The organism is Streptomyces sp. NPDC030840 (assembly GCF_055572015.1).
The window spans coordinates 273444-298679 of the sequence record NZ_JBVIEE010000007.1 but is presented as its reverse complement, the minus strand read 5'-3'; the positions used below and the strand labels follow the sequence as shown (position 1 = coordinate 298679).

Below are 25236 nucleotides of genomic sequence, written 5' to 3'. Positions count from 1 at the left end.
GCCGCCCCTACCCGTCCCGTCCCCGGGGCTCCGCCCCGGACCCCGCTCCTCAAACGCCGGAGGGGCTGATTCTTGCGCGGAGAACTGCGCGGTCTTCACAAACCCCGGCGTGACCGCCCCGGCGTTCCGTCAGGCCACCGCCTTCTCCCGGTTCCGCTCCGGCGGGCGCTTCGCCCTCCGGCACCCGCAGCCTCCGCAAAGCCACCACACCCGCCACCGCCGCGCCCAGCAGCACCACCAATGCCCACGCCGAGCGTGCACGGTCGCGCACGTTGACCCCGGCGACGACGTCGGCGGGGCCAGCGAGCCCGCACCGACGACAGCGGAAATGGTCCCGGTCGGACCGGTTGGCCCGCTCGGTGTGACCGCAGCGCGGACAGCGCTGCGAGGTATGGCGCGCGTCCACCTCCAGGAACGGCACCCCGGCCTTACGAGCTTTGTAGGCGAGGTGGTGTCCGAGCTGGTGGAAGGGCCAGGAGGAGAGGGTGCCCCGCTGGTCGCCGCGTAGCCGTACCCGCTCACGGATCCCGCCGAGTGCCTCGACGGCGATGCCGCGACCGGTGCGTTGGGCAACGGACACGATCTCCTTGCTGATCCGATGGTTCACATGGGTGGCATGGCGGCGTTCCTTCTGTGCGCGGCGGGCGAGGCGGCGGGTGGCCGAGTGGGTCTGCCTGGCCTGGAGTTCGGCGCGTTTGCGGGCCTGCCAGCGCCGGTAGCGGGACAGGCGGCGCCCCTGGTGGTTGGTGCCGTCGGAAGTGGTGGCCAGGTTCACGATGCCCCGGTCGACCCCGATGAAGTCGGCAGGCTCGTACACCTCTGGGTCGGGGATGTCGCAGGTGGCGATCAGGAACCACTTCCCGCCGCGCTGGACGAGGTCGCTCTCGCCCTTGCGGTACTGCACGAGGGTCTTGAGCTGGTCGGGGGAGCAGGCGAAGCCGATGCCCTTCATCCGTCCGTCGACGGTCCAGAGGGAGACGGTGCGTGCGTCGTACTGCCACGACAGGCAGCGGTCGTCAAACGGCTGGGCCGCATCGAGGCGGAAGGCGATCGGTGAGCCGACCGCCCTGCGGTGCCGCTTGGAGGTGGACGGGCCCAGGTTTCCGGCCTGAAGATTGGCTTTCAGGGCGGCGTAGGCGTCGACGACCTTCTTCACCACGCGCACCGCCGGCTGCGCCGACAGCCCGAACGTGGCCTTCAGATCCGCGTACACCTCCCTCTGCAGACCGTTGCGGTCCTTGAGGTGCTTGGCGAAGGCAACCTGCGAAGCGTAGGTGGCGGCCCGGTTGCAGGCGCGCAGGGTCACCTCAAGCGCCGACGCCTGCTCCGGCGTCACCAGCAGCTTCACCTGCACGACCAGCTTCACGACATCGGACCGTAGTACGACTTCCGCACACACAACCGCCATTCGCCCGGCACTCACCACAGCAGGTGACCCGCGGGACGGCTGTTCGCATTCCCCGGCTCCGCCGGGCAGCCGTGCGGGCGCTCCGCGCCGGACGAAGAGCCGACGCGGCGACGCTCCGCGTCGCAGCCGGCAAGAGGCGATTCCTTCCCGGCGTGAACGCCGGGGCATCCTCGCCAGAAGCAGGTGATGCGTCGTGACCTACGTGACGCGCCCCTCGCGCATCTCGATCGACCGGTCCGCGAAGTGCCGTACGACCGCGCGGTCGTGACAGATGAACAGGTACGCGAGCCCCAGCTCCTCCTGGAGGTCCGCGAGCAGGTTGAGGACCCCGGCGCGTACGGACGGGTCGAGGGCCGAGACGGGCTCGTCGAGGGTAAGGAGGCGCGGCCCGGACGCCAGCGCGCGGGCGATTCCGGCGCGTTGGCACTGGCCGCCGGACAGTTCGTGCGGGAAGCGGTCGCCGTGCTCCGGGGCCAGGCCGACCCGGTCGAGGAGTTCCGCGACCCGCTCCGGGCCGGTCGCGTCCCAGCGGCCCTGGACGCGCAGGGGTTCCGCCACCGCGTCGCGGATGCGGTGGCGGGGGCTGAGCGAGCCGTACGGGTCCTGGAAGACCGGCTGCAGACGGGGGCGGACCGGGCGGAGCTCCCGTTCGGTCAGACGCGTCAACTCACGGCCCTCGAAGCGCACGTCCCCCGCGTCCGGGCGGCGCAGCCGCAGGACCGCCGCGAGTGTGGACGACTTGCCGCAGCCCGACGGGCCGTTCAGAGCGACGGTCTCGCCCGCGTCCACGGTGAACGAGACGTGGTCCACGGCGGTGACCGGGCCGTACCGTACGACCAGGTCACGGACGTCCAGGAGGGGTGAGCTCGGTTTCATGCGGGCTGCTCCAGGAACAACTCGGCCGCCGGGTACGGGATCTCGTCCCAGCGGTGACAGGTGACCTCCCGCTCGTCGTCCAGCCGCCGGGGCTGCGGCTCCTCGCGGTGACAGCGGTCCTCCGCGAGCGGGCAGCGTGGGGAGAAGGCGCAGCCGGGCGGCAGGGAGGCGGGGGTGGGCGGCGCGCCGGGGATGCTGGCCAGGCGCCGGCGGCCCTTGGCGGGGCGTTCCTCGTGCGGACGGTCCTCCTCCGGACAGTCCTCCTCCGGCGGGAGCGACGCCAGCAGCCCGGCCGTGTACGGCGCCCCCGGGCGGTCCAGTACCCGTGCCGCCGGGCCCTGTTCGACCTGGCGGCCCGCGTACATGACGAGCACGCGGTCGGCGTGCTCCCGGACCACGGACAGGTCGTGCGTGACGATCACGAGCGCGGCGCCGGAGGCCTCGCGCCGCTCGCCCAGGACCCGCAGGACCTGTTCCTGGAGCTCCGCGTCCAGCGCGGTCGTCGGCTCGTCGGCGACCACCAGGTCCGGGTCGTTGACGGTCGCCATGGCGATGACAGCGCGCTGGCGCATGCCGCCGGAGTACTCGTGCGGGTACGCGCGCGCCCTGCGTACGGCGTCGGGGATGCCCACACGGTCGAGTGCGGCGACCGCGCGGGCGCGGGCCTCCTTGCGTGAGACGCGGGCCACCGACCGTACGGCGGCGGCGATCTGGTCGCCCACGGGGTGCACGGGGGAGAGGGCGGAGAGGGCGTCCTGGGGGACGAGCGCGATCCGGCGGCCGCGCTGGGCCGCGAGGTCCGTCGCACCGCGCAGGCGCACCGTCCCGCTCGCCCTCGCGCCCCGGGGCAGCATCCCGAGCAGGGCCCGTGCCGTGAGGGACTTGCCCGCGCCCGACTCACCGACCAGGGCGAGCACTTCACGCGGACGGACGTCGAAGGACAGGCCGCGCACGGCCTCCACGCCCGCGAAGGCGATCCGCAGATCACGCACCGACAGCAACACTTCAGACTCCAACGGTGGGCTCCTTCGTCAAGGCGCCGGCCTCGGTGACCTCTCGGGTGCGCCGGCCTCCGGGTCCTTCCGCGTACGCCGCCGTCGACACCGCCAGACCCGCCAGCAGGGCGAGGGCCACCGCCGGGGCCAGGGCCGCCCACGGGGCGCGTTCCACGTAGGCGCGGGACTCGTCGAGCAGCAAACCCCACTCGGGGGCGGGCGGTTGGGCGCCGAGGCCCAGGAAGCCCAGCGAGGCGAGGGCGAGGGCGATGCCGGGGAGGCGGAGGACGGCATGGCGGGAGACGGGGCCGGCCACGGAGGGCAGCACGTGCCGGGTCAGGATCCACCACGGCGAGGCACCGATGGCCCGTTGGGCGGTCAGGAACGTCGACGCGCGGACCTCCTGCACCAGGGCCGCCGCGTGCGCCGCCAGAGCGGGCCAGGACAGCAGGGCCACGGCGAGGGCCGCGCCACCCGTGCCGGGGCCGACGACCGCCGCGACCAGGATGCCCGCGATCACCGGAGGCAGCGCGTTGGCGATGTCCGACGCGCCGGACGCCACGGACGGCAGGAAACCGAGGGCGAGGGAGAGGAGCAGGCCCGCCAGACAGACCGCCGCCGCCGTGCCGATCGTCGACGCCGCGCCGTGTCCCAGCCGGGCCAGTACGTCCCGGCCCAGACCGTCCGTGCCGAGAGGGTGCGCCCAGGACGGTGCCAGCAGCCGGGCGGTGGTGTCCACGGCGTACGGGTCGCGCAGCAGCCCCCAGCCGACCGCCGTCAGCAGCACCGCCGCGAGCGCGACCGGAACGGCCGGGTGCGAGCGGACCGGGCGGGCAGTGGGCAGGGTCAGCCCCGCGTCCCGCAGTGCCGGGCCGAGCAGCCGTCGCCGCACGAGTGCCGCGAGCGCGCCCGTGACCAGGCCGAGCGCGAGCAGTGCCAGGACCGCCCCCTGGAGCAGCGGCAGGTCCTGCGACTTGGCCGCGCCCAGTGCCGTACGGCCGATGCCGGGCACCGCGAACACCGTCTCCACGGCGACCGCGCCGCCCGTCAGACCGACGGCCACCATGCCGAACTGCGGGACGAGGGGCGGCAGTACGCGCCGCAGCGCCGCCGCCGCGACGCGTGCCCGGCTCACCCCGGCGCCCCGCCACAGCTCCACCCAGCGCTCGTCGAGTACGGCGGGCAGGGCGTCCGCGACCAGGCGCCCGAGGAGTCCGCCCGCCGGCACACCGAGCGCGATCGCGGGCAGCACCATGTACGCGGGGCCCTGCCATCCGGAGGTCGGCAGCCACCCCAGCCACACCCCGCACACCAGCAACGCGACCGTGGCCAGCAGGAACTCCGGCACGGCGGCCAGCATCGCGGCGAACGCCCCGCCCGAACCCCGGCCCCGGACGAGCACCGGCGCCACCAGCGCGCACGCCAGCAGTACCGCGATCGCGAAGGCGGCGGCCATCAGGCCGAGCGACACCTGGAGACCGGAGACCACGGAGGGCAGCACCTCCGTGCCCGACACCCATGACGTGCCGAGGTCGCCGCGCAGCAGTCCGGAGGCCCAGCCCCCCAGCAGGGACAGGGGGCCCGCGTCCAGGCCGAGGTCGGTACGGATCGCGTTCAGGGCCTCCGGCGTCGCCTCCTGCTCGGCCGACCGCGCGCGCAGCACGGTCAGCGCGGGGTCCTTGCCGGAGAGCCACGGCAGCAGGCCGACGGCGGCCAGGACGGCGACGAGACAGATGAGGCGGGTCAGCCCGGCCGGGCTGACCAACCGCCTTGCGGTGCGCTTCACTTGACGTACGTGTCCGCCGTGACCAGCTCCCGCTCGCGCGGGTCGTGGGCCGCGCCCGTGACCCCGGCGGCGTCGCCCTGGATCACGCGCTCGTGCAGCATCGGCACGGCCGCGTCGGTGGCGAGCACGGCGGCCTCGGCCTCGATGACCGCCTTGCGGCGCCCGTCACCGGCCTTCGCCTCGGAGGCCGTGTCCAGGGCCGCGTCGACCGTCGTGTCGGCGAGCTGGGAGAGGTTGAAGGAGCCCTTGGAGCCGAAGTCGCTGTAGAGGTAGGCGGCCGGGTCGCCGGAGTCGAGGACGGTCGCCCGGGAGAGGACGAACGCGTCGAACTCTCCCGCCAGCGCGTCCGACTCGATGTTCGCGTACTCGCGGATCTCCAGCTTCACCTTGAACCCGGCCTTCTGGAGCTGCTGCTGCAGCGCGGCGGCGACCTCGGGCAGCTCGGCCCGGTCGGTGAAGGTACCGATGGTGACGGACCTGCCGGACGGGTCGGCGGCCTTCGCCCGCTTCACCGGCGACCGCAGATCGGCGGCCCAGGGCAGCGCCGGGCCGAGCAGCCCCTCGGCGACGTCCGCCCGCCCCTCGTACACGCCCTCGACGATCGACTTCGCGTCGATGGCCTCGCGGGCCGCGGCCCGGAGCCCGGCGTCCTTGAAGACGCCCTTCTCGGTGTTCAGGTACAGGGTGTTCGTGCGCGGCATGGGGACCTCGGTGATCAGGTCCTGGTCGAGCACCGCGGCCTGGGAGACGGGGACGGCCTCGACGATGTCCGCCTCGCCGGTGCGCAGGGCGGCGGCACGCGCGGTGCCGTCGGGCACGAACTTCACGTCGATTCCGGGGGACTTGGCCTTGCCGCCCCAGTAGTCGTCGTAGCGGTCGAGGGTCGCCGAGGAGGTGCCGTTCACCTTCGTCAGCTCGAAGGGGCCGGTGCCCGCGCCCACCGGGTTCACCGTCTTCCCCGTGTACGCCTTCGCCGCCAGGATCGACAGCTGCGGCGAGCTGAGGCGCTGCGGGACGAGCGGGTCCTCCGTGCCCGTGGTGACGGTGACCTTGCCGTCCTGGGCCTTCGCGGTGAGGTCGACCCCGTCGAGGATGCGGGGCTTGGGGGAGGCGGTGGCCGCCCTGGTGAGGGAGCGGGCGACGGCTTCGGCGGTGAGCTCGGTGCCGTCGTGGAACGTCACGCCGTCCCGTATCTCGAACGTCCAGGTCCGCCCGTTCTGCTGCCACCCGGTGGCCAGTGCGGGTCTTGCGTCACCCTCCGCGTCCAGCTTCACCAGCGTCTCGGCCGTCGACCAGCGCGACAGCTTGAACGCGTCGTCGGACAGCGGGGACAGGCCCGAGCGCGGCGGCAGCATCATGGCCAGGCGTATGCGCTGTCCTCCGGTGCCGTCCGTGGCCGGCTCCGCGCCGGTGAAGCATCCGGTGAGCAGGGCGGAGGCCGCGGTGAGGGCCGTGACGGGCAGGAGTCGGGTGGGCAGGCGCACGGAACCCTCCGGGTAAAGGGGCGGTCAAGGACGATGAGCTGACCGTAGCATGATGACAATCGTTTTCAACAATCACGGAATCCGACCTTCCGGCCAGGGCAACCGTCCGACTGCCCCACGCGTCACTTGCGTGAATACAGACACCACACGAGATGAAGTGATCGACGTGCGCAGAAGACTTCTGGCGGCCACCGCCGTGGCCGCGCTGGCGGCCGGCGGCCTGACCCTGCCCCTCGCCGTGCCGGCCTCGGCCGCGGGCGCCACCGCCGACGACTTCAACGGCGACGGTTACACCGACCTGGTGGCCGCCACCCCGAAAGCCAAGGTCAACGGGCAGTCGCAGGCGGGCCAGTTGACCGTCCTGTACGGCTCGGCGTCCGGCGTCTCGACCAGCCGCTCGGCCCTGATCAGCCAGAACACCGCGGGCGTACCCGGCACCGCGGAGGCGTACGACCACTTCGGCGACTCCTACGCCACGGGCGACCTCGACGGCGACGGCTACACGGACCTGGCCGTCGGCGTGACGATGGAACGCTCGAGCGCTCCCGACATCGGCATCGTCCAGATCCTGTGGGGCGGCTCCAGAGGGCTGACCAACGGTGCGCTGACCGTGTACGGAACGGAGAACTCCAGCTCCGCCTACCTCTTCGGCTCCAACGTCGCGATCGGCGACTTCGACGGCGACGGCCACGACCAGCTCGCCGTGACGGGCTACGCCGGACTCTCGGTGTTCGCCGACGGGTTCACCCGGTCCGCGGCTCCCGCCCGTACCGATCTGTCCACCGGCTCCGACCAGGTCTACCGGGGTACCGGGGCGATCGTGGCGGGCGACTTCGACCACGACGGCGCCGACGACCTGGTCGTCTGCGGGGACAGTGACATCGAGGACGACGAGTCGTCGAGCCTGTGGCTCGGCTACTACGCGGGCGGCGCCGGCGGTATGACGTTCACCCAGAATCCCGCGAGCGTGCCCCTCGACGCCGCGAGCGTCCGGGCGGCGGGCGACCTCGACAAGGACGGGTACGACGACCTGGTCACCCACGGTCCGGGAAGCTCGGGAGCGGGCACCGTCGCCGTCCACTACGGCGGCCCCGGGGGAATCCCGGGCAGTACGCGCAGCCAGTCGATCGACCAGGGCACCGCGGGCGTGCCGGGCGTGAACGAGCAGGGTGACGGCTTCGGCAGCCAGGTCTCGATCGGTGACGTCAACGGCGACGGCTACGCGGACGCGGCGGTGGGCGCGCCCGGCGAGGACGTCGGCTCCCTCGAGAACGCCGGAGCGCTGTGGCTGCTGAAGGGCTCGGCATCAGGCCTGTCCGGCAGTGGTGCCCGGTCCTTCACGCAGAACACCGCCGGGGTGCCCGGCACCGCCGAGTTCATGGACCAGCTGGGATCCGCCGTCCGGCTCCAGGACCTGAACAGCGACGGCCGTGCGGAGCTCACCGCCGCCGCTGCCGGCGAGGACGTCTTCGACGACGACGTCCACTACCACGACGGTGCCGACTGGATCCTGCGCGGCAGCGGTTCGGGGCTCACGACGTCCGGCGCCGTGTCGTTCAGCGAGAAGGCGTTCGGCCTCACCTACCGCAACAAGTCCTTCGGCTCGGTGCTCGGCAGCTGACCTCAGAGGCGGTGTGCCTTCAGGGCCATGTGGAGCAGGAGGCGGTCCTCGCCGTCGTCCAGGTCCAGGCCCGTGAGCTGCTCCACCCGCGAGAGGCGGTAGTACAGCGTCTGCCGGTGGATGCCCAGCTCGGCCGCCGTGCGGCCCGCCTGGCCCGCGCAGTCGAGGAACACCTCGGCGGTGCGGGCCAGTTCGTGATGGGCGGCCGTCAGCAGCCTGCGGACCGACGGGTCCCGCGCCGCCTGAGGGGGCAGGGAGGTCAGCAGGCGGAACGGGCCGATCGCGCTCCACTCGGCCACCGGGCCGAGGCGGGATTCCGCCAGCGCGGCGCGGGCCGACGCGGACGCCTCCTGCCACGCGGTGCCCAGGTCGGCCAGCCCGGGGCGGGCGCTCGCGACCCCGGCCGCCGCGTCCGCCCCGGCCCGCTCCAGCAGCCGGGCCGCCGCCGCCCGCGCCGGCTGCGTCACGTCCGCCGAGCGCAGCCGCACCAGCAGCGCCAGGCTCTGGGCGGCGGACCCCCACGGCACGGTGCACAGGGCCGTCGTCCCCGGTACCGCCCGCGCGGACGGCGCGTCCGACGGGTCGGCGGACGGCCAGGGGGCCACACAGACCACCGTGTGGAGGCCGTCCGCACGCGGCCCCAGACCCGTGCGGAGCTCTCCCACCGCCATCTCCTGCTGCCAGCCGGGCTCGGCCGTGAGGGCCGCGCGCAGCTCACGCGTCAGGTCCGCGCCCGCCTGGGCCTCGTCCACCAGCAGGGCGCCGATCCGGGAGGTCACCTCCATGGCGGCGGACAGCTGGGCGCCGGTGGGCCCCGGCTCGCCGTCCAGCAGCCAGACGTACCCGAGGACGACACCCCGGTGGCGGACGGGCAGGCAGATGCGCCCGCGGTACACGCCCGCCTCGGGAGTGGGCGGAATCCGTACCGGGCCGGACGCCCGGGTGATGCCGAAGCCCTCGAACCACTCCCGTACGGCCGCGGTCGAGCGGCGCGTGAGGATCGAGCGGGTGCGCACGGGGTCGAGCGCCGACTCGTCGAGGTCGCCCTCACTGTCGTACGCCCCGAAGGCGATCAGCTCGAAGTCGCGGTTCTCCAGCGTGGCAGGCGCGCCCAGCAGGCCCGAGATCTCGTCGACCAGCTCCTGGTAGTCGTCCCGGCCGCCTGGTCCTCCGGCCTTGAAAACGTCCGTCACCCGGGCATTCTCCCGCGTTTCCCAAAGTCTTCATACATCTGTCTGAGATCCAGGGCACGGACGCGTGACAGCTGTCGATGGCCGACGATCGGAGGGATCCTTAGGTTTCACGGTGGTTCTCCGTGCCGTACCCGACTGGTCGGGTGGCGGCCTTCCGCTGGTTCCCTTGTGGAGGTGCCCCGTGCTGGGTCCCGTGATTCTCGCCGCGTCGCGCAGCGACCGGATGCGCCGGATGATCTCGGCGGCACCCGTGACGAAGTCCGTCGTCGACCGCTTCATCCCCGGTGAGACGGTGGACGACGTCGTGCCCGTCATCAAGGACCTCACCGGCAGGGGCCTGGACGTGACCCTCGACGTGGTCGGCGAGGACATCACCACGCCCGAGCAGGCGTCGGTCGCCCGGGACGCGTACCTGGAGCTGGTCGACCGGCTCGGGGGCCTGGAACTCGGGGCACGGGCCGAGATGTCGGTCAAGCTGTCCCTGTTCGGGCAGGCGCTGCCGGGCGGGCACGAGCTCGCCCTCGCGGGTGTCCGCCCCGTCGTCGAGGCCGCCGCGGCCATCGGGACCACGGTCACGCTGGACGCGGAGGACCACACCACCCTCGACTCGATGTTCGCGATCCACGAGGAGCTGCGGAAGGACTTCCCGCAGACCGGGTGCGTGATCCAGTCGTACCTGTTCCGCACGGAGGAGGACGCCCGCCGCCTCGCCGCGAACGGCAGCCGCGTACGCCTGGTGAAGGGCGCGTACAAGGAGCCCGCCGAGGTCGCGTACCAGCGCAAGCACGAGATCGACCGGGCGTACGTGCGCGTCCTGAAGATCCTGATGGAGGGCTCGGGGTACCCCATGGTCGGGTCCCACGACCCGCGCCTCATCTCCATCGCGCAGGAGCTGGCCCACCGGGCCCGGCGCAAACCGGACGAGTACGAGTTCCAGATGCTGTACGGCATCAGGAGTGACGAGCACCTCCGCCTGGCCTCCCAGGGCCACCGGATGCGCGTCTACACCGCCTACGGCACCGACTGGTACGGGTACTTCATGCGACGGCTCGCGGAGAAGCCGGCCAACCTGCGGTTCTTCGCGCGCAGCATGATCACCAAGGGCTGAGGCCCCGCACCCCCGCTCGCAACACCGCTCAAGACAAGGAGCCACGGAACACATGGACGCTGTGACCCAGGTCCCCACCCCCGTCAACGAGCCGGTGCACGGCTACGCCCCCGGCTCGCCCGAGCGTGCCCGGCTGGAGGCCAAGCTCAAGGAGCTGGCCGAGAACCCCATCGACCTGCCCTGCACCATCGGCGGCGAGAAGCGGCTCGGCGGCGGCGAGCGCTTCGACGTCGTCCAGCCGCACAACCACAAGGCCGTCCTCGGCACCTACCGCAACGCCACGGGGCAGGACGCGCAGGACGCGATCGACGCCGCCCTCGCCGCCGCGCCCGGCTGGCGCGCGATGTCCTTCGACGACCGCGCCGCGATCATCCTGCGCGCCGCCGAGCTGCTGTCCGGCCCCTGGCGCGAGACGCTGGCCGCCTCCACCATGCTCGGCCAGTCCAAGACCGCCCAGCAGGCCGAGATCGACACCCCCTGCGAACTGATCGACTTCTGGCGCTTCAACGTGAAGTACGCCCGCGACCTGCTCGCCGAGCAGCCGGTCGCCAACGCCCCGGGCGTCTGGAACCGTCTCGACCACCGCCCCCTTGAGGGCTTCGTCTACGCGATCACGCCGTTCAACTTCACGGCGATCGCGGGCAACCTGCCGACCGCGCCCGCCCTCATGGGCAACGTGGTGGTCTGGAAGCCGTCCCCGACGCAGACCCACGCCGCGGTGCTGCTCATGCGGCTGCTGGAGGAGGCCGGTCTGCCCAAGGGCGTGATCAACCTCCTCACCGGCGACGGCATCGAGGTGTCCAACGTCGCGCTGGAGCACCGCGACCTCGCGGGCATCCACTTCACCGGTTCGACGAAGACCTTCCAGTACCTGTGGAAGACCGTCGGCAACAACATCGAGAAGTACCGCTCCTACCCGCGCATCGTCGGCGAGACCGGCGGCAAGGACTTCGTGGTCGCCCACCCGAGCGCCGACCCCGCGGTGCTGAAGACCGCCCTGACCCGCGGCGCCTTCGAGTACCAGGGCCAGAAGTGCAGCGCGACCTCCCGGGCCTACGTCCCGGCGTCGATCTGGAACTCCGGCTTCAAGGAGGAGTTCGCCGCCGAGGTCGACGGCATCGCCATGGGCGACGTCACCGACCTGTCGAACTTCATCGGCGCTGTCATCGACGAGCGCGCCTTCGCCAAGAACAAGGCGGCGATCGACCGCGCCAAGGAGGACCCCGCCTGCACGATCGTCGCGGGCGGCACGTACGACGACTCGGTGGGCTGGTTCGTCCGCCCGACCGTCGTGGAGTGCTCCGACCCGGAGAACGAGGTCTTCACGACCGAGTACTTCGGCCCGTTCCTCGCCGTGCACGTCTACGAGGACGAGAAGTACGAGGAGATGCTGACCCAGATGGAGTCGGTGGCCGACTACGCGCTCACCGGCTCGGTCATCGCGGGCGACCGCGCGGCCGCCGCGTACACGGCCGAGAAGCTCCGCTACGCGGCCGGCAACTTCTACATCAACGACAAGTCGACGGGTGCCGTCGTCGGCCAGCAGCCCTTCGGCGGCGGCCGCGCCTCGGGGACGAACGACAAGGCGGGCGCCCCGCAGAACCTGATGCGCTGGACGCTCACCCGCGCCATCAAGGAGACGCTGGTCCCGCCGACCGACTACACGTACCCGCACATGGGCTGATGTCCCGGCAGACTCTCGACCAGGACCTGGCCGGAGAGCGGGACGACGGGGACGATACCGCGCCGACCACGTGGCCAGGCCGCTCGGCGGCCCGGCCACGGCCGTCGGCCGGGACCAGCGTGGCTGAGTACACCCACCGCCGGCGGGCTGGGGCGGTCGCGACGGTGCCGTGAGGACCGTCGCGACCGCCCACGCGTCACCGGCGGGGCTCAGCTGTCGCAGGTCGTGCGGCCCTTCCACCACCGGCACGCCTGCGCCGCGAAGCCGCCGTCCGCGACCACCGGCACGGAGAGGGTGTCACCGCCCCGGACCACCTTCGGGGTGCGGACCAGCCCCGACGGACCGTCCGTGACCGTCTCCACCAGCCAGCGGCCCGAGCCCAGCCGCAGCGGAACGTCCACGGTCCGCGCCGCGCCCGCGAACGTTCCGCCGATGAACCACCGTCCGTCGGGCGCCTGCCGGGCGAGCACCGCCGAGCGGCCCGGGTCGCCGGTCAGCAGCCGGGTCCTCTCCCAGCGCGCGGGCAGCTGCTCCAGGTAGCGGCGGGCCTCCGGCCGGGCGTCGTACGACTCGGGCGTACCGGCGAGGTTCTGGATGCCGGACTCGTACAGCACGCTCAGGCCCAGCTCACTCGCGTCCGAGTTCACGTTGGGCCGGTACGGGCGGTGGAAGGCGCCCGGGGTGAAGTCCATCGAGCCCAGGACGTTGCGGGTGAAGGGCAGCGCCGCGAGGTGCTCGGCGGTGTTGGTGCGCTTCTCCTCGCCGCCGACGCCCTCGAAGGTCATCACGTGCGGCCAGGTGCGCTGCATGCCCTTCGGGATGGTCGAGCCGTGGAAGTTGACCATCAGGTGGTGGCGGGCGGTCGCCTCCAGGACGTCGTCGTACCAGCGCATGCGCTCCTGGGACTCCGAGTCCATGAAGTCGATCTTGACGCCCGTCACGCCCCAGCGCTCCAGCGTGGACAGCCACTTCTCACGCTCGGCGGGGTCCGTGAGCAGTGTGTAGTGCAGCCACACCTGGATCTTGACGCCCTTGGCCGCCCCGTACCGCACCAGCTCGGGCATCCAGTTGTCCGTCTGCCAGTTGGGGTCGATGACCTCCCACTCGCCGGGCTTGAAGTACCAGCCTGCGTCCACGACCTCGTACGGCCAGCCGCGCTCGGCCGCGTAGTCGACGTACTTCTTCTGTGCCTCAAGGCTCTGCCCGGCCTCCCTGCCGCCCGCGAGCCAGGTCCACAGCGCCGGACCGGGCTTGATCCAGGAGGTGTCGCGGACGCGGGAGGGCGGGGCCAGGTCGTCGATGAAGTTCGACTCGGTGACGGTCGTCAGGTCGCCGGTGACGACCGCCCGCCAGGGGGTGGTGAGCGAGGAGCCGTCGGGCACCTGGACCGGTTCGTCGTTCCAGAGGCCGACCTTGTACGTGGAGGAGCCCTCCTCGTGCGTCAGACGGGCTCCGGAGTACGAGCCGCCCAGGTCCGACTCGGCGATCAGGGCATGTCCGCCGGGGGTGTTGAAGAGGGCCTGCATCGAGTACTGGCCCGTCGGCGGCTGGGTCGCCGAGGCGTACCGGGAGAAGAGCAGCTCATTGTCGTGGCGGTACTTGCTGATGACCGCGTCCGTGCCGGCGGGCAGTGTGAACGAGGACGCCTCGCGCAGGACGTCGCCCTCGTCGCGGGGGAGCACGTAGCGGTAGGCGACGCCGTCGCGGGCCACCCGGGTCACCAGGTCGAGGCGGGCGCCGTCGGCGGTGCGGAACCGGAAGCGGGACTCGTTCATGCGGACCGTGCGCCGCTCGGACTTGCCGGACGTGCTGGTGTAGCTGCCGGCCACCGTGCGGTCGCTGCGGCCGGTGAAGGTCAGATCCTTGGTGAAGTCGGCCCGCTCGGTGACCAGGCCGACGGGGGAGGGCTCCAGGACCGTGCGGCCCGAGCGTCTGACGGCCAGGGTGGGCACGCCGTCGGCCGGGTCGAGCGCCACGACGGCCGTGGGGGAGCCGGGCGGTCCCGACACCTCCCAGGACCGTGCCGTCGGCGTGGGGCCGGCGAGGGCGGGCGGCGCGGCCACCGCCGAGGCGAGAAGTGCGGAACAGAGGGTCAACACGAGGGTGCGCGGCCTTAACAGGGCCGGGATGGCGGGCATGCGGCTCTCCCTGTCGCAGTCATCCGATGACTGTGAGGGTGGATGCGTCGCCTGAGGCTGTCAAGGAGTCAGGCAGCCATATACATCGGATAACTACAGGGTGTGACCCACTGCACTGTCTCAGATAGTAGGAAGGCCAAGTAATTGTGGAGACAGGCGGTCCGCCGTCCCTTACTTTTGTAGAAGCCGAACGTCTCGCTCGACCAAGCGAATGGCGGTCGTGAGCCGGAGCCCGAAGGCAGGCAACCCCTGCGGCCCCGCTCCCCGCCCCTTCCGGCGTCTGTCTCGTTACCCCTCTTTCCTTACTCCCGCATGTCCTCGAAGGAGTGGATCCCCATGGCCGAGACGACCGCCCGCCGCCGAGTCCGCCGCATGACCCGCACGAGTGAGTCCGACCGCAAGAACGCCGCCGCCGCGCTCCAGCGCGCCCTCGACCGCAGGGACAACGGCGGAGCGACCGGACACTGATCCGAGCCGCACCACCAGTCGCGCACCCCCTCAGCCGGGAGCCGCACCCGCGCGGGGTGCGGCGCGGCCGTGGGCCCGGGGTCATCGGACGTGCTCCGGCTCACTTGCCGCGCCGCACCTCGAAGTGGTCGACGCGCTCACCCTTCTCCGAGAGCGCCGACACCTTCAGCCGGGCGGCCCCGCCGCCCGTACCGGTCTCCACCTCCACCGAGAGGAAGGAGAACCCGGTGTACCTGACCCGCGACCACTCCACGGTCTCGCTCTTCTCCTTCCGCGACTTCGTCCAGAGGAACGACTCGATGGACTCGCGGTCGCTGACGTGCCCCTCGTAGCTGTCCTTCACGCCCTCCGGAAAGCCGTAGAGGGTCTTGCCGCCGCCGCCCGCCGTGACGTACACGATCCCGTCCCGTGCCGGATCCGTCGACGCGCCGATCGGCACGGGCTTGCCGACCTCGCCGTTCTTGATGGCGTCCGTCCGCTCGTACACGTGGTTGTGGCCGTTGATCACCAGATCGACCTGGTGCTGGGCGAACAGCGGCAGCCACTCGGCGCGCAGACCGCCGTCGGAGGCGTGCTTCGACGTGGAGTACGCGCAGTGGTGGAAGAAGACGACGATGAAGTCGACCGCGTCCGACGCCCGCAGGTCCTTCAGCGTCCGGTCAAGCCACCTGGTCTGCTTTCCGTCGGTGTAGCCGAAGTTGGCCGGAATCTCGTACGAGACGTCGTTCGCGTCCAGGGACACCACACCGACGTTGCCGTACGTGAACGCGTACACGCCCGGCGCCTTCCGGGGGTCGAAGCCGTTGTCCGGGAGGGAGAACCGGGCCAGCTGCCCGCCGTACCCGTCCGGCGAGTACCACGCCTCCATGTCGTGGTTGCCGACCGCCACCATCCACGGCACCGACTTCGCCACCGGCTCGGTCTGCTTGAGGAACGAGTCCCACGTCGACGGGTTGAACAGGTCCGACTTCTCGCCGTGGCCGGTGTTGTCCGCGTAGCAGATGTCGCCCGCGTGCAGATGGAAGGCGGGTTCCTGGCGCAGCAGCACCTTGTCGTTGGCGATCGCCTCCGCGCTGACGCCCTGGTCGCCGAAGGCGGTGAAGACGAACTTCTCCGGGCTCGCGGGCGCCGTGCGGAAGGAGGTGATCGTCGCCCTGTTGCGTGGCGAGGCCGGGTCGAAGCCGTCGTGGCCGACGCCGTAGTAGTACGTCGTCCCGGGCCGCAGACCGTCCAGGGCCGCGTGCACGTAGTACTGCTCGTACGCCGGACGGCCCCCCAGTGCCGGAGTGGCCAGGTCGCGGACCTCGGCCTCGATCTTCCGGCTCAGGTCGTCGGGGCGGGCCCCCACGCGGATGTACGGCTTGCGCACCGCGAGCGGCACCTGCCAGGAGACGCGCATCTGCGTCTTCGGGTCGGCGCCGAAGGCGAGATGACGGCCGAAGGGCGCGACGACGGAACCGTCCACCCGCTCCGTCGCCGTGGCCGACGCGGACGAGCGGCCCGCCGTCGTCGTGTCCGGCCCCGAGCAGCCGGTCAGCAGCCCGCCGGCCACCGCGCCCGCGGTCACCAGCGTGCGGCGCCGGGACAGTCTCGTGCGCAGGTACTCGTGCTGTTCCGCCATGCTCATCCGGCGCGCGAGCTGATGAGGAATGCCGAAGTCCGGTGTCTCCATGTCGTGCAACTTCCCAGCGATGCCCAACTCCGGGCAAACGCGGGGGTGAACGCCGGTCAACGGCTTGGTGCCGCACCGACACGATGAGGTCCACATCCCGGACACCGCGTGTCATCCCATGGGACAAGGAGTACGGTGCCGTCATGTCTCGCAGCCTCAATCTCGCAGTGATCCCCGGTGACGGCATCGGCCAGGAAGTCGTGGCCCAGGGTCTGAAGGTCCTCTCCGCCGTCCTCCCGCAGGATGTGAAGCTGGAGACCAAGGAGTACGACTTCGGCGCCAAGCGCTACCACGCCACCGGTGAGACCCTCACCGACGCCGACCTCGACGCCCTGAAGCAGCACGACGCGATCCTGCTCGGCGCCATCGGCGACCCGTCGGTGCCGTCCGGCGTGCTGGAGCGCGGCTTCCTGCTCAAGCTCCGCTTCGCCTTCGACCACCACGTCAACCTGCGGCCTTCCAAGCTCCTGCCGGGTGTGGCCACCCCGCTCGCCGGTGAGCCGCGGATCGACTTCGTCGTGGTCCGCGAGGGCACCGAGGGCCCGTACACCGGCAACGGCGGCACCATCCGCAAGGGCACCGAGCACGAGGTCGCCACCGAGGTCTCCGTCAACACGGCCTTCGGTGTCGAGCGCGTCGTCCGCGACGCCTTCGCCCGCGCCCAGGCCCGCCCGCGCAAGAAGCTCGCGCTGATCCACAAGAACAACGTGCTGACCTTCGCGGGGCACCTGTGGACGAACATCTTCAACAAGGTGGCCGCGGAGTACCCCGAGGTCACCACCGAGTACATGCACGTCGACGCGGCGACGATCTACCTCGTCACCCAGCCCGAGCGCTTCGACGTGATCGTCACCGACAACCTCTTCGGCGACATCATCACCGACCTCGCCGCGGCCGTCTCCGGCGGCATCGGCGTGGCCGCCTCCGGCAACATCAACCCGAGCGGTGAGTTCCCGTCCATGTTCGAGCCCGTCCACGGCTCGGCCCCGGACATCGCCGGCCAGGGCAAGGCCGACCCGTCGGCCACCGTCCTGTCCGTCGCCCTCCTGCTGCGTCACCTCGGCTACGAGGCCGAGGCCGCCCGCATCGAGGAGGCCGTCTCCGCCGACCTCGCGGAGCGCGTCGGGAAGCCCGCCCGCTCCACCGAAGAGATCGGCGACGCGCTCGCCGTACGAGTAGCCGGCTGACCCCGCCGCCCTACTCACTCACCTTCTGAGTAAGCCGCCGGGTCGCACCCCACGCACCCGGCGGCTTTCCCGTGCCCTCGCCGGGTGTCACCATCAATCTCCCTGGGCATGCCCAAGGGTCGCCTTCACGCCATTCCTGCATGGCCGCCCGCTTGCGATAATCGAACGCGGAGCTGCCTCAGGGGATGCTCGGACGTCCTAGGACTGGTCCTCCAGAGCCGTACCGAGGAGCGCGGCCCGTCACACACATACCGGTGAAGGACAACGACACATGACGACGCCCACGATCGAGCTCAAGCCCTCGGCCAACCCACTCTCCGACGCGGAGCGCGAGGCGATTCTGGCCAACCCGGGGTTCGGCCGCCACTTCACCGACCACATGGTGACGATCAAGTGGACCGAGGGCCGCGGCTGGCACGACGGCCAGCTCGTCCCCTACGCGCCGATCTCCCTCGACCCCGCCACGATGGTCCTGCACTACGCCCAGGAGATCTTCGAGGGTCTCAAGGCCTACCGGCAGCCCGACGGCTCCGTCGCCACCTTCCGCCCCGAGATGAACGCCCGTCGCTTCCAGCGCTCCTCCCACCGCCTCGGGATGCCCGAGCTGCCGGAGGAGACGTTCATCGAGGCCTGTGACGTGCTGGTCCAGCAGGACAAGGCGTGGGTGCCCGCGCACGGCGGCGAGGAGTCGCTGTACCTGCGCCCGTTCATGATCGCCACCGAGGTCGGCCTGGGCGTGAAGCCGGCGGGCGAGTACCTCTTCCTCGTGATCGCCTCCCCGGCGGGCGCGTACTTCCCGGGCGGCGTCAAGCCGGTCTCCATCTGGCTCTCCGAGGACCGCGTCCGCGCCGTCCCTGGCGGCATGGGTGACGCCAAGACCGGCGGCAACTACGCGGCCTCCCTGCTCGCCCAGGCCGAGGCCGCCGCCAAGGGCTGCGACCAGGTCTGCTACCTCGACGCGGTCGAGCACAAGTGGATCGAGGAGCTCGGCGGCATGAACCTGTACTTCGTGTACGGGGACCGGATCGTCACGCCCACGCTCACGGGCTCGATCCTTGAGGGCGTCACCCGTGACTCGCTTCTCACCGTCGCCCGCGACCTCGGGTACACCGCCGAGGAGGGCCGCGTGTCCATCGACCAGTGGCAGCGTGACGCCGAGAACGGCACGCTCACGGAGGTCTTCGCCTGCGGCACCGCCGCGGTCATCACCCCCGTCGGCACCGTCAAGCGCACGGGCGCCGAGTGGCAGCAGTCGGGCGGCGAGCCCGGCGAGGTCACCCTCCGGCTCCGTGAGGCGCTGCTCGACATCCAGCGCGGCACGGCGGAGGACACCCACGGCTGGATGCACAGGCTCGGCTGACCCTCACGGGTGACCGCGGGCCCTCTCGGGTGACCGCCAGCCCTCGCCGGCGACCGTCAGGGCCGCCCGGATCCTGGTCCGAGGCGGCCCTGACACCTGCGATGACAGCCCGGTGCTCGCATACTGAGACGGAAGGTGAGCGCGGGGGCAGCTTGTGCCACACTGCCTCCGTGCTCTCGTTCGCCATGATTATTGGCAGCAGGCGCGCCGGTCCGCAGTGACCGCCACGTACGACCAGGTACGGGCGGACACCGTCGTCCTCGACCCGCGCGCAGACCTCTCGCACCCGCGAGAGGTCTTTCGTTTTCCTGGCCCCACCAGCGGCCAGGAGGAGAGCGCGAGGGAGCACGGGGGATGGTGGAGCCGGTCATTCCGGTAGACCGAGATCCAGTACAGGAGCCCAAAGCGATGACCAAGACCAGCGACCTCGACGATTCCTTCCACGTCTTCGACACCACGCTGCGCGACGGCGCGCAGCGTGAGGGCATCAACCTCACCGTCGCGGACAAGCTGGCCATCGCACGGCACCTGGACGACTTCGGCGTGGGCTTCATCGAGGGGGGCTGGCCCGGCGCCAACCCGCGCGACACCGAGTTCTTCGCCCGCGCCCAGCAGGAGATCGACTTCCGGCACGCCCAGCTGGTCGCCTTCGGCGCGACCCGCCGCGCGGGCGGCAAGGCGAGCGAGGACCCGCAGGTCAAGGCGCTGCTCGACTCCGGCGCCCCCGTCATCACCCTGGTCGCCAAGTCCCACGACCGGCACGTGGAACTGGCCCTGCGCACGACGCTGGACGAGAACCTGGAGATGGTCCGCGACACGGTGTCCTTCCTGCGGGAACAGGGCCGCCGCGTCTTCGTCGACTGCGAGCACTTCTTCGACGGCTACCGCGCGAACCCCGAGTACGCGAAGGCGGTCGTCCGCGCGGCATCCGAGGCCGGCGCCGACGTGGTCGTCCTGTGCGACACCAACGGCGGCATGCTCCCCGCCCAGGTCCAGGCCGTCGTCGCCACCGTCCTCGCCGACACCGGCGCCCGCCTCGGTATCCACGCCCAGGACGACACGGGCTGCGCGGTCGCCAACACGCTGGCCGCGGTGGACGCGGGCGCGACCCACGTGCAGTGCACCGCGAACGGCTATGGCGAGCGCGTCGGCAACTCCAACCTCTTCCCGGTCGTCGCGGCCCTGGAGCTGAAGTACGGCAAGAAGGTCCTCCCCGAGGGCAGGCTGCGCGAGATGACGCGGATCTCGCACGCGATCGCCGAGGTCGTGAACCTCACACCCTCCACGCACCAGCCGTACGTCGGCGTCTCGGCCTTCGCGCACAAGGCCGGCCTCCACGCCTCCGCCATCAAGGTCGACCCGGACCTGTACCAGCACATCGACCCCGAGCAGGTCGGCAACACCATGCGCATGCTGGTCTCCGACATGGCGGGGCGCGCCTCCGTCGAGCTCAAGGGCAAGGAACTCGGCGTCGACCTGGGCGGCGACCGCGAGCTCGTCGGCCGCGTCGTGGAGCGGGTCAAGGAGCGCGAGCTCAAGGGCTACACGTACGAGGCGGCCGACGCGTCCTTCGAACTGCTGCTCCGCGAGGAGGTGGCGGGCAGGCCCCTGCGCTACTTCCGCACCGAGTCCTGGCGCGCCATCGCCGAGGACCGCCCCGACGGCAGCCACGCCAACGAGGCCACCGTCAAGCTGTGGGCCAAGAGCGAGCGCATCGTCGCCACCGCCGAGGGCAACGGCCCGGTGAACGCCCTCGACCGCGCCCTCCGCGTCGCCCTGGAGAAGATCTACCCGCAGCTCGCGAAGTTCGAGCTCGTCGACTACAAGGTCCGCATCCTGGAGGGCAAGCACGGTACGAACTCCACGACCCGCGTGCTGATCTCCACGTCCGACGGGGCGGAGGAGTGGTCCACGGTGGGTGTCGCCGACAACGTGATCGCCGCGTCGTGGCAGGCCCTGGAGGACGCCTACACGTACGGCCTGCTGCGGGCCGGGGTGGAGCCCGCGGAGTGACCACCGGCTGACAGACGGGCTCCCCGGGGCCGGCCACGCCGTCCCGGGGAGCCCGTCCAGCGGTCAGAAACCTCCGCCGAAGTCTCCGCCGCCTCCGAAGTCGCCACCCCCGCCGAAGTCCCCGCCGCCGAAGCCGCCGGAGAAGTCGTCGGTGCTGAAGTCCGCGCCCGAGACGTCGCCGCCGTCGTAGCCGCCGCCGCTGAAGTCGCCGTAGCCGGCGCCGTACATCGCGGCGTACGCCGGGGTGGCCATCATGTGGCCGAGCAGGGTGCCGATCAGCAGGCCGGGCAGGATGCCGCCGCCGAAGTAGCCGCCCGCCCAGGGCCCGTAGGCCGGTCCGGCCTCCCAGTACGGGCGGCGGCCGGACACCGTGTCCACCTCACGGGCCATCGGGTCGAGGCCGTCGGCCAGCCGTGCCTGGTCGGCCGCGCAGACCGGGACCTCCCGGGGAGTGCCGCCGTCGGGGCTCCACGCCGCGTCGGCCACCGACGGGCCGTGCCGCGGGTCGAAGAAGCACGGCGGGCGGCGGTCGGGCAGCGGACGGCCCTCACGGCGCGCGGCCAGCAGGGCGAGCGAGAACCGGCCGTCCTCCAGGGCCTCGGTGACCCCGCGCACCTCCTCGGGGCGCCGGGCCGCGGCCATCAACGACTTCGCCCGCTCGTAGGCGTCCAGCGCCCGCTCGTAGTCCGCGCGCATGGCGTCGTCCGCGCCGGGCTCCGCGGGGTGGAAGTCGAGGCGGTCGAGTTCCTCGCCGAAGGCGGTGATGTCCTCGTCGACCACGACACGCAGCTTCTCCAGGGCCTCGCGCCGTTCCTCCTCCTTCCGGCGGCGGTTCCGGCGGACCAGGGCGTACGCGCTCGCGCCGCCCGCCGCGAGCACCGCGCCCACAGCGGCCAGGGCGCCCGCGTCCACGCCCGCGTCGCCGCCGTCCCCGCTCCAGGCGGACGGCGCCGAACCGCCGATGTCACTGCGCACCGCGTCGTCGACGAAGTCGTTGAGCTGGGCCTTGGCGTCACCCGCGTCCCGGGCCGCGGTGACGAGGTTGCCCACCGCGTCCCGGCTCAGCACGCTGCTGTCGGCGCGGGCGTCGAAGCGGTCACCGACGCGGACGCCGTACAGCCCGGTGATCCCCGTCTCCGTACGGAGGTTGGCGAAGAGGTTCCGGGTCGGCTGGTCCTCCGGCAGGACCGCCACGAAGATCGGCTTGTCCGCGTCCCTGATCTTGTCGGCCAGCGCCTCGGCGTCCGACCCGGAGAGCTGGTCGGTGGCCTCCGGATCGACGTAGACGGGACCCTCGCGCAGGGAGTCGGCGACCGTGGACAGGTCGGTGGCCGCGTGCGCGCCGGGCGCACCGACCGAGAGCACCGCCAGCGCCGCGACGAGCGGGGCGACCAGCAGACACAGAAGACCGCGAACGAGTGCAGCGTTCATACATTCGAAGCTACCTCGCGAGGGGCGAAAGCGGACGAAACGGATGGTCGAGGCCTGAAAACCGGCTGGCCATGGACACATTGACCATGAACGCGCTGGCCATGAAAAACGGGCTGGCCATGAACGCGCTGGCCATGAACGCGCTGGCCATGAACGCGCTGGCCATGAACGCGCTGGCCATGAACGCGCTGGCCATGAACGCGCTGGCCATGGACACGCCGACCGTGAACGCGCTGTTCATGAAGCCGCTGTCCACAGGCCGGTGGGCTCGAACGCGGACCAGCCGCGCCCGGGCCCACCCGTGTACCGTCACGCCGCCCGGTACGCCTCCGCCGGCGCCGCCCCGTACCGGCCGGTCGTCAGCAGGTGCTCCGCCTCGGCGAACGGCTTCGCGGTCGCCGCCGTGACACCGCCGCCCGCGATGAGCTTCGCCTGGGTGATCAGCCGGGCCCTGGTCACGGCAGCGGGGGAAGGGCGTGAGGGCTCGCCGCCCCGGTCAGCCGGCGTTCCTGATCGCGGAGATGTCGAAGACCAGCTTGATCTTGTCGGAGACGAGGACGCCGCCGGTCTCCAGGGCCGCGTTCCAGGTGAGGCCCCACTCGGAACGGAGGATCTCGGCCTTGCCCTCGAAGCCGACGCGCTCGTTGCCGAAGGGGTCCTTGGCGGAGCCGTTGAACTCCAGGTCGATCGTCAGGGGCTTGGTCGTGCCGAGGATGGTGAGGTCACCCGTGATGCGGTAGTCGTCCCCGCCGAGGGCCTGCGCCTCGGTGGAGCGGAACGTCATCGTCGGGAACTCCTCGGTCCTGAAGAAGTCCGCGCTCTTGAGGTGACCGTCGCGGTCGGCGGAACCGGTGTCGATGCTGTCCATCTTCACGTCGATCGAAGCGGTGGACCGGGCCGGGTCCGCGCCGTCCAGGTGCAGCGACCCCGAGAAGTCGAGGAAGCCGCCCTTGACGTTGGTGACCATGGCGTGGCGGGCCACGAAGCCGATCGTCGAGTGGGAGGGGTCGATCGTGTAGTCGCCGGTCAGGGCGGCGAGGTCGGGGTTCACGGCCGCGGCGGGCGCGGTGGCGGTCGTGGCGGTCTCGGTGGTGCTGCTCTTGCGGCCGAAGATGCTCATGACGTGCTCCTTGGGGGACGGGTCGCGGTTCCGGCGGGGAAGCCACGGCCAAGGTTGTTGAATCTTTGACGGTTTCAACGGCGCCCACCGTAGTGGTATTCCCGTCCAACATTCAACATTTCGCGCACTGCTTCCCCGGCCCCCGGAGCGCGTACATCGGCGGCGGACACCGATTGGACGCCTGGCGGAAGTGGTACTCGGCGATCATGGTCTCGGTCTCGGAGTCGGCCTCGCACTCGGTGTCCGCCTCGGTCGCGGTCCTGGTAGAACTCGTGCGGAGCGGTACGGCGGGCGGACACGTCAAGTGCTGGGAGCGCTTCGCGGAGAGCGCCGCCAGGCTCCCCGACTCAGCCCCCGGAGGCCTTGGGCTGGACCTGACCGTCTACTTCCTCGGGGAGCGGGAGCGGGTCGAGGTCCTCTCGCCACGGGTGCGGTTCGTCATGCTGCGACCCGTGCTCAGCACCGCCGCCCTGACGTCGGCCGACGGCGCGGAGGACGTCTCCGATCTCACCCCCTACCACCCGCGCCTCGCGGCACTGCTCCCTCGGCACGACGTCTGGCACCTGACGCACTGCTTCGCGTACGCCACCACCGCCGCCCGGCTCGCCCGGCGCGCGGCACGGAAGGGCGCCGGACGCCCGAGGGTCGTCGGTTCCGTCCACACGGACGTCCCCGCGCTGGCGTCGGTGTACACCCGCTACCTCGCCGACCGGACGGTGCGGTGGGCGGGGGAGTGGGCGGCGGACCGGGCGCAGGCCTGGGCGCGGGGGCGGCGCGACCGGCTGTTGCGGGACTGCGACCGCGTGCTGGTCCCCACGCCGGCCGGGCGTGAGGAACTCTCCCGCGCCCTGGGCGCGGACAGGGTCTCGCTGCTGCGCCGCGGCGTCGACCACACCCGCTTCCGCCCCGACGGGACGGCCAGGGCCTGGCTCGCCCGCGAGTACGGGTTGCCGACGGACCGTCCGCTCGTCCTCTTCGCCGGACGGCTGGACGCGTCCAAGCGGGTGATGTTGCTGGCCGAGAGTCTGCGGCTGCTGCGGGACCGGGGGAGGGGCGTGCACGCCGTCATGGTGGGTGCCGGCGCGGAGGCGGGAGCGGTGGGACGGGTTCTCGGCGGGGACGTCACCCTGTTGGGGGCGCTGCCGCAGGAGCGGCTCGCGCGTGTGTACGCCGGCTGCGACGTCTTCGGGTTCCCGTCCCGCTCCGAGACCTGCGGCAACGTCGTCGCCGAGGCGATGGCCAGTGGTCTCGCCGTCGTCCTGCCCGAGGGCGCCCGGACCACGCGGTGGCTGGCCGCGCCCGGTGAGGACGGTGTCGTCGTACGGCCCGACGACGTGCGGGGCTGGGCGGATGCGCTGTCCGGGCTGCTCGACCGGCCGGGACTCCTCGACGCGGTGCGGCACCGCGCGGCGGCCACGGCCCGGGAGGCCCACCCTTCCTGGGACCGGGTACTGGCCGAGGACCTGCTTCCGGTCTGGGCGCCTGAGCTCAGCCCCTCAGGCGTTTGAGGACCGGGGCGAGGACGGCACCCCCGCCACCCGCCACGGACCGCACCCCGCCACCCGTCACCCGCCATGGACGCCACCGACGTCACCTGCCATGGACGGCACCCCCGTCACCTGCCATGGACGGCACCCCCGTCACCTGCCATGGACGCCACCGACGTCACCTGCCATGGACGGCACCGACGTC

General features: G+C 71.8%; 20 protein-coding genes. 8 read left to right on the top strand and 12 right to left on the bottom strand.

What is annotated here, in order from left to right:
• Nucleotides 1-49 precede the first annotated feature (49 nt).
• The 5 genes from ACZ49J_RS18430 to ACZ49J_RS18410 form a co-directional block, all read right to left on the bottom strand.
• The gene (locus ACZ49J_RS18430) at nucleotides 50-1366 is read right to left on the bottom strand and encodes an RNA-guided endonuclease InsQ/TnpB family protein (protein ID WP_467449194.1); all 1317 of its coding nucleotides are present in this window, start codon (nucleotides 1364-1366) and stop codon (nucleotides 50-52) included.
• A gap of 240 nt (nucleotides 1367-1606) precedes the next feature.
• Entirely contained in the window at nucleotides 1607-2284 is a 678-nt protein-coding gene (locus ACZ49J_RS18425; RefSeq protein WP_467449193.1) for an ATP-binding cassette domain-containing protein, read from the bottom strand.
• Nucleotides 2281-3300 (bottom strand): ABC transporter ATP-binding protein, encoded by a 1020-nt coding sequence (locus ACZ49J_RS18420; protein ID WP_467449192.1) that lies wholly within the window; start codon nucleotides 3298-3300, stop codon nucleotides 2281-2283. The genes ACZ49J_RS18425 and ACZ49J_RS18420 overlap by 4 nt, the downstream gene beginning before the upstream one ends.
• On the bottom strand, nucleotides 3290-5065 hold the full coding sequence (locus ACZ49J_RS18415; protein WP_467449190.1) for an ABC transporter permease subunit: 1776 nt from the start codon (nucleotides 5063-5065) through the stop codon (nucleotides 3290-3292). The genes ACZ49J_RS18420 and ACZ49J_RS18415 overlap by 11 nt, the downstream gene beginning before the upstream one ends.
• Nucleotides 5062-6549, bottom strand: coding sequence for an ABC transporter substrate-binding protein (locus tag ACZ49J_RS18410; RefSeq protein ID WP_467449188.1), 1488 nt, complete (start codon nucleotides 6547-6549; stop codon nucleotides 5062-5064). Before ACZ49J_RS18410 ends, ACZ49J_RS18415 begins: the two co-directional genes overlap by 4 nt.
• A gap of 166 nt (nucleotides 6550-6715) precedes the next feature.
• Between ACZ49J_RS18410 and ACZ49J_RS18405 the strand changes: the two genes are divergently transcribed.
• A complete protein-coding gene (locus tag ACZ49J_RS18405; RefSeq protein ID WP_467449187.1) occupies nucleotides 6716-8170 on the top strand; it encodes an FG-GAP and VCBS repeat-containing protein in 1455 nt (484 codons plus the stop codon).
• A 2-nt stretch (nucleotides 8171-8172) separates the two neighbouring features.
• Here the strand turns inward: ACZ49J_RS18405 and ACZ49J_RS18400 are convergent, their stop codons facing one another.
• Nucleotides 8173-9363 carry a PucR family transcriptional regulator gene (locus ACZ49J_RS18400; RefSeq protein WP_467449186.1) on the bottom strand — a complete coding sequence of 397 codons (1191 nt, stop codon included), beginning with the start codon at nucleotides 9361-9363 and terminating at the stop codon, nucleotides 8173-8175.
• A gap of 181 nt (nucleotides 9364-9544) precedes the next feature.
• On the opposite strand from ACZ49J_RS18400, the gene ACZ49J_RS18395 reads away from it, so the two are divergent.
• Both ACZ49J_RS18395 and pruA read left to right on the top strand, forming a co-directional pair.
• Nucleotides 9545-10471 carry a proline dehydrogenase family protein gene (locus ACZ49J_RS18395; protein WP_467449185.1) on the top strand — a complete coding sequence of 309 codons (927 nt, stop codon included), beginning with the start codon at nucleotides 9545-9547 and terminating at the stop codon, nucleotides 10469-10471.
• Between the two features lie 52 nt (nucleotides 10472-10523).
• On the top strand, nucleotides 10524-12155 hold the full coding sequence (gene pruA, locus ACZ49J_RS18390) for an L-glutamate gamma-semialdehyde dehydrogenase (RefSeq protein WP_467449183.1): 1632 nt from the start codon (nucleotides 10524-10526) through the stop codon (nucleotides 12153-12155).
• A gap of 209 nt (nucleotides 12156-12364) precedes the next feature.
• On the opposite strand, the gene ACZ49J_RS18385 is transcribed toward pruA, so the two are convergent.
• Nucleotides 12365-14293 (bottom strand): glycoside hydrolase family 97 protein, encoded by a 1929-nt coding sequence (locus ACZ49J_RS18385; protein ID WP_467449181.1) that lies wholly within the window; start codon nucleotides 14291-14293, stop codon nucleotides 12365-12367.
• Between the two features lie 336 nt (nucleotides 14294-14629).
• Between ACZ49J_RS18385 and ACZ49J_RS18380 the strand changes: the two genes are divergently transcribed.
• The gene (locus ACZ49J_RS18380; protein WP_134036311.1) at nucleotides 14630-14761 is read left to right on the top strand and encodes a hypothetical protein; all 132 of its coding nucleotides are present in this window, start codon (nucleotides 14630-14632) and stop codon (nucleotides 14759-14761) included.
• Nucleotides 14762-14861: 100 nt separating this feature from the next.
• On the opposite strand, the gene ACZ49J_RS18375 is transcribed toward ACZ49J_RS18380, so the two are convergent.
• Complete coding sequence (locus ACZ49J_RS18375) at nucleotides 14862-16433, bottom strand: purple acid phosphatase family protein (protein WP_467449179.1); 1572 nt, start codon at nucleotides 16431-16433, stop codon at nucleotides 14862-14864.
• Nucleotides 16434-16576: 143 nt separating this feature from the next.
• Between ACZ49J_RS18375 and ACZ49J_RS18370 the strand changes: the two genes are divergently transcribed.
• The 3 genes from ACZ49J_RS18370 (at nucleotide 16577) to cimA (ending at nucleotide 20993) form a co-directional block, all read left to right on the top strand.
• Nucleotides 16577-17620: a 3-isopropylmalate dehydrogenase gene (locus ACZ49J_RS18370; protein ID WP_467449177.1), complete on the top strand. Its 1044-nt coding sequence runs from the start codon at nucleotides 16577-16579 to the stop codon at nucleotides 17618-17620.
• 271 nt (nucleotides 17621-17891) lie between these two features.
• Nucleotides 17892-18980 (top strand): branched-chain amino acid aminotransferase, encoded by a 1089-nt coding sequence (locus ACZ49J_RS18365; protein ID WP_467449176.1) that lies wholly within the window; start codon nucleotides 17892-17894, stop codon nucleotides 18978-18980.
• A 408-nt stretch (nucleotides 18981-19388) separates the two neighbouring features.
• Complete coding sequence (gene cimA, locus ACZ49J_RS18360) at nucleotides 19389-20993, top strand: citramalate synthase (RefSeq protein ID WP_467449175.1); 1605 nt, start codon at nucleotides 19389-19391, stop codon at nucleotides 20991-20993.
• Nucleotides 20994-21056: 63 nt separating this feature from the next.
• Here the strand turns inward: cimA and ACZ49J_RS18355 are convergent, their stop codons facing one another.
• The 4 genes from ACZ49J_RS18355 to ACZ49J_RS18340 form a co-directional block, all read right to left on the bottom strand.
• Nucleotides 21057-22424 carry a hypothetical protein gene (locus tag ACZ49J_RS18355; RefSeq protein WP_467449173.1) on the bottom strand — a complete coding sequence of 456 codons (1368 nt, stop codon included), beginning with the start codon at nucleotides 22422-22424 and terminating at the stop codon, nucleotides 21057-21059.
• A 10-nt stretch (nucleotides 22425-22434) separates the two neighbouring features.
• On the bottom strand, nucleotides 22435-22665 hold the full coding sequence (locus ACZ49J_RS18350; protein ID WP_467449172.1) for a hypothetical protein: 231 nt from the start codon (nucleotides 22663-22665) through the stop codon (nucleotides 22435-22437).
• A 68-nt stretch (nucleotides 22666-22733) separates the two neighbouring features.
• A complete protein-coding gene (locus tag ACZ49J_RS18345; RefSeq protein WP_467449171.1) occupies nucleotides 22734-22883 on the bottom strand; it encodes a hypothetical protein in 150 nt (49 codons plus the stop codon).
• Between the two features lie 37 nt (nucleotides 22884-22920).
• The gene (locus ACZ49J_RS18340; RefSeq protein ID WP_467449169.1) at nucleotides 22921-23544 is read right to left on the bottom strand and encodes a YceI family protein; all 624 of its coding nucleotides are present in this window, start codon (nucleotides 23542-23544) and stop codon (nucleotides 22921-22923) included.
• Between the two features lie 206 nt (nucleotides 23545-23750).
• Between ACZ49J_RS18340 and ACZ49J_RS18335 the strand changes: the two genes are divergently transcribed.
• The gene (locus ACZ49J_RS18335) at nucleotides 23751-25052 is read left to right on the top strand and encodes a glycosyltransferase (RefSeq protein WP_468349448.1); all 1302 of its coding nucleotides are present in this window, start codon (nucleotides 23751-23753) and stop codon (nucleotides 25050-25052) included.
• Nucleotides 25053-25236 lie beyond the last annotated feature (184 nt).

Bases quoted from the DNA above. Each gene is read 5' to 3' on its own strand.
- ACZ49J_RS18340 (WP_467449169.1), bottom strand. From the start codon at position 23,544: ATGAGCATCTTCGGCCGCAAGAGCAGCACCACCGAGACCGCCACGACC.
- pruA (WP_467449183.1), top strand. From the start codon at position 10,524: ATGGACGCTGTGACCCAGGTCCCCACCCCCGTCAACGAGCCGGTGCAC.
- cimA (WP_467449175.1), top strand. From the start codon at position 19,389: ATGACCAAGACCAGCGACCTCGACGATTCCTTCCACGTCTTCGACACC.
- ACZ49J_RS18385 (WP_467449181.1), bottom strand. From the start codon at position 14,293: ATGCCCGCCATCCCGGCCCTGTTAAGGCCGCGCACCCTCGTGTTGACC.
- ACZ49J_RS18365 (WP_467449176.1), top strand. From the start codon at position 17,892: ATGACGACGCCCACGATCGAGCTCAAGCCCTCGGCCAACCCACTCTCC.
- ACZ49J_RS18375 (WP_467449179.1), bottom strand. From the start codon at position 16,433: ATGGAGACACCGGACTTCGGCATTCCTCATCAGCTCGCGCGCCGGATG.
- ACZ49J_RS18425 (WP_467449193.1), bottom strand. From the start codon at position 2,284: ATGAAACCGAGCTCACCCCTCCTGGACGTCCGTGACCTGGTCGTACGG.
- ACZ49J_RS18370 (WP_467449177.1), top strand. From the start codon at position 16,577: ATGTCTCGCAGCCTCAATCTCGCAGTGATCCCCGGTGACGGCATCGGC.
- ACZ49J_RS18380 (WP_134036311.1), top strand. From the start codon at position 14,630: ATGGCCGAGACGACCGCCCGCCGCCGAGTCCGCCGCATGACCCGCACG.
- ACZ49J_RS18355 (WP_467449173.1), bottom strand. From the start codon at position 22,424: ATGAACGCTGCACTCGTTCGCGGTCTTCTGTGTCTGCTGGTCGCCCCG.
- ACZ49J_RS18335 (WP_468349448.1), top strand. From the start codon at position 23,751: ATGGTCTCGGTCTCGGAGTCGGCCTCGCACTCGGTGTCCGCCTCGGTC.
- ACZ49J_RS18350 (WP_467449172.1), bottom strand. From the start codon at position 22,665: ATGAACAGCGCGTTCACGGTCGGCGTGTCCATGGCCAGCGCGTTCATG.